The 5,848-nt window shown below is 44.4% G+C and carries 4 protein-coding genes; 3 read left to right on the forward strand and 1 reads right to left on the reverse strand.

From position 1 onward, the window contains the following. Nucleotides 1–2,176: ATP-dependent helicase HrpB (gene hrpB / locus A2517_RS06260; protein ID WP_294895207.1), on the reverse strand; the 2,176-nt coding region annotated here is incomplete at its 3' end. 100 nt (nt 2,177–2,276) lie between these two features. On the opposite strand from hrpB, the gene A2517_RS06265 reads away from it, so the two are divergent. The 3 genes from A2517_RS06265 to A2517_RS06275 form a co-directional block, all read left to right on the forward strand. Next, nucleotides 2,277–3,224, forward strand: coding sequence for an HD-GYP domain-containing protein (locus tag A2517_RS06265; RefSeq protein ID WP_294895208.1), 948 nt, complete (start codon nt 2,277–2,279; stop codon nt 3,222–3,224). Nucleotides 3,225–3,296: 72 nt separating this feature from the next. Next, entirely contained in the window at nt 3,297–4,664 is a 1,368-nt protein-coding gene (locus A2517_RS06270; protein WP_294895210.1) for a GGDEF domain-containing protein, read from the forward strand. Between the two features lie 18 nt (nt 4,665–4,682). Then, nucleotides 4,683–5,848 (forward strand): TonB-dependent receptor (locus A2517_RS06275; RefSeq protein ID WP_294895212.1); only part of this gene is annotated, 1,166 nt, incomplete at its 3' end.

Raw genomic sequence — 5,848 nt, forward strand, 5'->3', positions numbered from 1 at the left:
TCTCTTCCCAACTGAGTTGTGAGGTGAGGATGGCGTAGAGATCAAGACTCTCACATTCACGGAGTGAGCTTTGGGTACTCAGATGGGGCAAAAGCCATATTTCCAAGGACGACAGGAGTGCTTCGTCACTGAAATTGCCGAACGAGTTTTCGCTACAGTGATAGTGCATGGTTTGAAGACGATGACGCAAAGCAACCGATGATGCTGACCAAGGTAGGGCATCAACCCCTTTTGAGCGTATCCCCTCCAGTAGTGTCCGTTTCACCTCCATCGCGTCGGGATGCTCTAGCGGTCGCGATTCGACGATGATAGCCCCAAGGCGGGTGATCTCTCTCGCTTCAACCCGCTCTGACTCAGCGTTCCACGTTATCGTCGCTTCCGTGCTGAAAAGTTCAGGGAGATACCGTTCCAACACATCGATACAAAGCGGAGCGCATTGGTAAATCTGCCCCGTTGTTGACTCTCCGCCGCTTTGGGTGACGATGAGCCACTCCTCGCCGATCAAATCATCCTCCTGAGCTAATCTGACCTCTTTGCCGTTGCTGAGGAGATATTTATCCCCTTTGGGACTACGGAGTCGGGCGATTCGATCGGGATAAGCGAGGGTGAGCAAAAGGGCGATCATCTCTGAGGGGAAATCCGCTGACAAACGCAATGATGACGTGAGCCGTTTTGCGATATCTCTGGCCGTTGCGAGGATAAAATTGGCATTCTCAGCCATCACAGGAGGAAGCACATTGGCGTTAAACGCATCACACAATCGCCAAAACCGCTCCCGCATATCGGATGTCCGCTCACTGCTTCGGGCGAAGAGATCACGCTCGTTGAGCAAAGCGGCCAATACAATAGCTTCACTCTCATATCCCAACGTTTGCCCGATGCGTATCATGTGCGCCAAACGGGGGTGAATCCCTAACCCCATCATGGCTTTTCCGTGAGCTGTAATCGAGCCTTTAGCATCCATAGCACCCATCATCTGCAAAAGTGACACACCGTGAGCCAGTGCTTTAGCGGGGGGAGGGGTAATCCATGAGAGTTCGTTATCTCCCCATAAACCCAGTTCCAATGCCAAAGGGGTGAGATCACACAGACGAATCTCCGGCTCTTTATGAGAGGTTAGCATCTGATGGCTCGTCGCACTCCATAGGCGGTAACATTTCCCTGCACTTAAGCGGCCTGCACGACCTGCGCGCTGATCGGCTGAGGCACGGGAGATTCTCTGCGTAACGAGCCGCTCCATACCGCTGCGAGGGTCAAAAGTGAGCACTTTTTCCAACCCTGAATCGACAACGATGGTTATCCCCTCAATGGTGAGGCTTGTTTCGGCGATGTTGGTGGCGAGAACGATTTTGCGCCTTAGCGACGGTGCGATAGCGCGCTCCTGAACCTCTTTGGAGAGTTCCCCATAAAGCGGAGAAATATCGATCTCCCTCTCTTTGTAATACGCTTTGAGCATCCCCTCAAGGGCTTTGATTTCACGAGATCCTGGTAAAAAAACGAGGATACTCCCCTCATCAGAATGAATAATGGTTTGGATCAAATCCATCAGTGCCGCGACAATCTTTTTCGGCTCAATTGTTGGCGTATTGGGTGGCAGATGCTCTATCGCAATCGGGAAACTGCGCCCTACGCTAGTGATGAGGGGAGGATGATTGAGCAATCTCTGCAATGCGTCGGTGTCCAGCGTTGCCGACATCACCATAATCTTCAAATCCTCGCGTAAAAACTCCTGAGACTGCAGAGCAAAGGCGAGGGAGAGATCGCTATGCAGATGGCGCTCATGGAACTCATCGAAGATGATAAGGGCGACACTCTCTAACGAAGGGTCACTTTGGAGCATACGGGTCAAAATCCCTTCGGTGACGACGAGGATTTTTGTGTCGCTACTTAGTTTTTTTTCGGCTCGAATTTGATACCCGATCCGCATTCCCACTTTTTCACCCAGCAGGTGTGCCATACGTTCGGCGGCACTCCTTGCGGCGATCCGTCGCGGTTCCAGCATAATGATCTGTTTCCCCTCCAACCACGGCTCATCCAATAGCGCAAGGGGAACTGATGTCGTCTTTCCCGCTCCCGGAGGGGCTTGGAGGATAAGGCGGTTTGAGGTTAATAGTGCGGAGCGGATATCGCCGATAACGTCGTATATGGGAAGATTCATAAGGAAAATAATAGCCAATTACTTCCCCGAAACGGCTTAGTGGTAGACGCGTGAATTGTTAGAAAATACAATCACATTATTAGAACACGAAAAGGTAAAATTCAACAACAGGAAACTTATGAGTAAAATTAAACGCTATAAATCGATTGATAAACGGGTTATTACCGAAGGTGAAAAGATCGATTTCACCATTTATCTCCGTAATGAGACCAAAACAGCAATGACCCTCTTTTTGCAAAGCGACACGGTTGTCGATTCGAACAACAGAAGCCGTTTGAGAGAAATTGAACGCCTCTATATCGAGGATGAAGACTCTCTGCGCTACGAAGCCTACGTCCAAAAGCACATCCAATCCATCGCGCGCGCCGAAGATATCCCAATGGATAGCAAAGCGCTGATAATATACGAACGGGCAACCTCTGTTATTAACGATATGTTTCATAATCCTGAGTCACTAGAGACGATTCAGAACACAAAGCCGCTGGTTAATACCATTGTCGAGGTGATTTTGCGTGATAGCGGTGCGATTGAGTCTCTCTTGAAAATAACGGCTCATGATTACTATACCCATACCCACTCGCTCAATGTCAGCATTTATGCCCTTAGTCTCGGAAATTTTTTAGGGATCAATGAAAAAGAGTTGGAGCATCTTGGGATGTCTGCAATATTGCACGATATCGGGAAGAGTCAAGTCGATTACGACATTATCAATAAAAACGGAACATTGAGTGAACAAGAATTTGAGACGATGAAAGCTCACCCGTGTTTAGGGTATGACATTGTTCTAAAACTAGGGATCACCGAGCCGAAAATACTATCGGGTATTCGTCATCATCACGAAAAAATAAACGGCAAAGGATACCCCGATCAGATCAAAGGCGATGCAATATCACTCTTCGCACGAATCATCGCCGTATGCGATGTATTTGACGCATTAACAACTAAAAGATCTTATAAAAATCCGATGAGTACATTTGAATCCATTAAACTGATGAAAGAATCAATGCGAGAACATTTGGATATGAAAATTGTCGATTCGCTGATACGGATGCTGCATAAAAAATAAAAATCATCATATAGTTTCAAAATAAGATATAATTATTAACAGTATGAAAGACTGGATGATTGAGTGCAATTAATGAAACTATTTAAAGAACAAATTCGATGGAAGTTACTTTTACTTTTTTCGCTTTTACTTTTAGGAATCTCCATTATCCTTACCGCTCAGCATGTCATTTCGTATAAAAATATGCTTCAAGAAACTTTTGAAGAACAAAAATTGCTATTACAAGACAACAAGCTTCTTCGGGCCAAGAATCATACCGAGTCACTTGCCATACAACTTGAAAATGAATTAGCCGCATATAACTTTTCAAAATTTTCCGAATTGGTTTTCAGCGATGCAGCTAAAAGTGAAAACATTATCCATATCGATGTCGTAGACAAAAGTGGAAATGTGATCGTTAATTCATCAAATTCCAAACTGCACGAATCCCCTATTTACCCCAAAAATATTAATACGAATACTCTTCAGGTAAGTGAACAAACTTACAATCATCACCCCATCCTCGTTATCAAAAAATCTCTTTATATGGGAAGCGAACTGTGGGGCGTATTAACCCTCTATTTTTCACAAACGGAGCTAGAGAAAAAAGTCTTAAATTATTCTCGCCAAATGGAAGACAACGTTCATCAGTCGTTGTATCAATCACTCATCTCTATGGTAATCTTTTTGGTCTTGTTTCTCCCCATCGCATACAGTATGGCTACACATATCAGTAATCCGATTATCGATTTAACGAAACGGGCGGAAGAGCTGTCCAACGGCAATTTTATGCCGAAATCGGTTGAGATCGGGAATAGAAAAGATGAGCTAGGGAAATTGGAGAGAACCTTTGACAAGATGAGTGAAAACTTGCAAAATTCCTACAATAGGCTCGCACTTTATAATACACAATTAGAGCAGATGGTACAAACACGCACACTGGAACTGGAAGCAAAAAATATAGAATTAGAAAAGCTCTCCATCACGGATAAATTGACTCAGCTCTATAACCGTGTCAAATTAGAAGAGGTCTTCACCGATCAGATACAAGCCGCGAGACGCTATAACGCTCCGTTTTCGGTTCTTTTATGCGATGTCGATCTCTTTAAAAATGTTAACGATACTTTTGGCCATTTAGTCGGAGATAAAGTGCTCGTGGAGATTGCTGCAATACTAAATGCAACACTACGGGAAACTGACATCATCGGTCGATGGGGAGGGGAAGAGTTCCTCATTATTTGCCGTGAGACCGATCAAAACCAAGCCATGCTACTCGCAGAACGGCTCCGAAGTGCGGTAGAACATCAGACGTTTAGCACAGATCAACCACAAACGATTAGCATAGGAATTAGCTGTTTCTCATCCAATGATACCGATGTTGCTATGATAAAACGTGCGGACAGCGCCCTTTATGAAGCTAAAACTTTCGGACGCAATCGCGTCGTTTTTAGCCCCTGTTGATATTAAAAAAGGATTATCGTGATCAAAAAAATAATTTGTTTGTCTATTCCGGCTATTATCTTTGCAAATCCCTTTAATGCGACGCTAGAGGATGAGGCGTCTTGGCTCAAAGAGGAGACGTTTGTAATATCCGCTTCACGCGTCAAAGAAAACGTCAAAAAAACCTCCGCATCGGTTACGATCATCGATGACGATGCCATCAATAAAATGGGAGCCAACACCCTCTTGGATATACTCAGAGTCGTTCCGGGGCTTGGGGTCTCACAGAGTAATATTTATACCGATAAAATAGCCATTCGCGGTATAGAAACGTGGTTTTCCGAAAAAGTTTTAATCCTTCTCGACGGACATTCGTTAAACTCCGATTTGCTTAATGGCGGAGCGACTAGTACTTTTGCAAACTTTCCGGTGGAGCAGATCAAACGGGTAGAGATTATCCGAGGGCCGGCATCCGCACTGTATGGTGAAAATGCATTTACCGCCCTTATCAACATCATAACCAAAGAATCTCAAGATATAAACGGGGTTCAAATCAGCACCAAAGTGGGCAGTTACAACACGACAGCTACCAATCTTCTGTTAGGAAAAACGTATCAAAATTTTGATATAGCGGCAAACATCAACTATCGTGATACCGATGGATACAGTGCCTATGTAGCGAACGATGTTGTAGGTAACAGTGGATATACGAATCCAACTTCCAAGAGACTCAATACCAATCTCTCGCTAAAGCATAACAATGGTATTTATGTTAAAGCCAATTACAACAAGACCGAAGACGGCCCCCGTTACGGAGTCGCACATGCCATTAACAATGAGGACAAGTCAAAGAGAGAATCCTACTTTGTGGAATTAGGAAATAAATATAAAATCAGTGATGACTATACTTTGGATTCAAGGGTATATCGTGATTTTTTTCAATTTGACAATACTTGGAGAGTATTTCCAGCAGGTTTCCCGGCACCAGTATTTACAAATGGGATGTTGGGCTATTCGGGAGTAGACAATATAAAATCTGGCATTGAAATGCTATTAACGGTTAAAAAAGAGAACTATACCGTTGTGTCCGGTCTCTCCTATGAACAACAGCAGATAAAACATCCTTGGCAAAAAATGAATTGGAATCCTCTGACAGGTGCTCCACTCGCTTCTGTACAAGATTTTTCTGATCCGAGTACTAACTT

It is taken from the genome of Sulfuricurvum sp. RIFOXYD12_FULL_44_77 (assembly GCF_001830725.1).
In the GTDB taxonomy this organism is placed as follows: Bacteria; Campylobacterota; Campylobacteria; order Campylobacterales; family Sulfurimonadaceae; genus Sulfuricurvum; species Sulfuricurvum kujiense_A.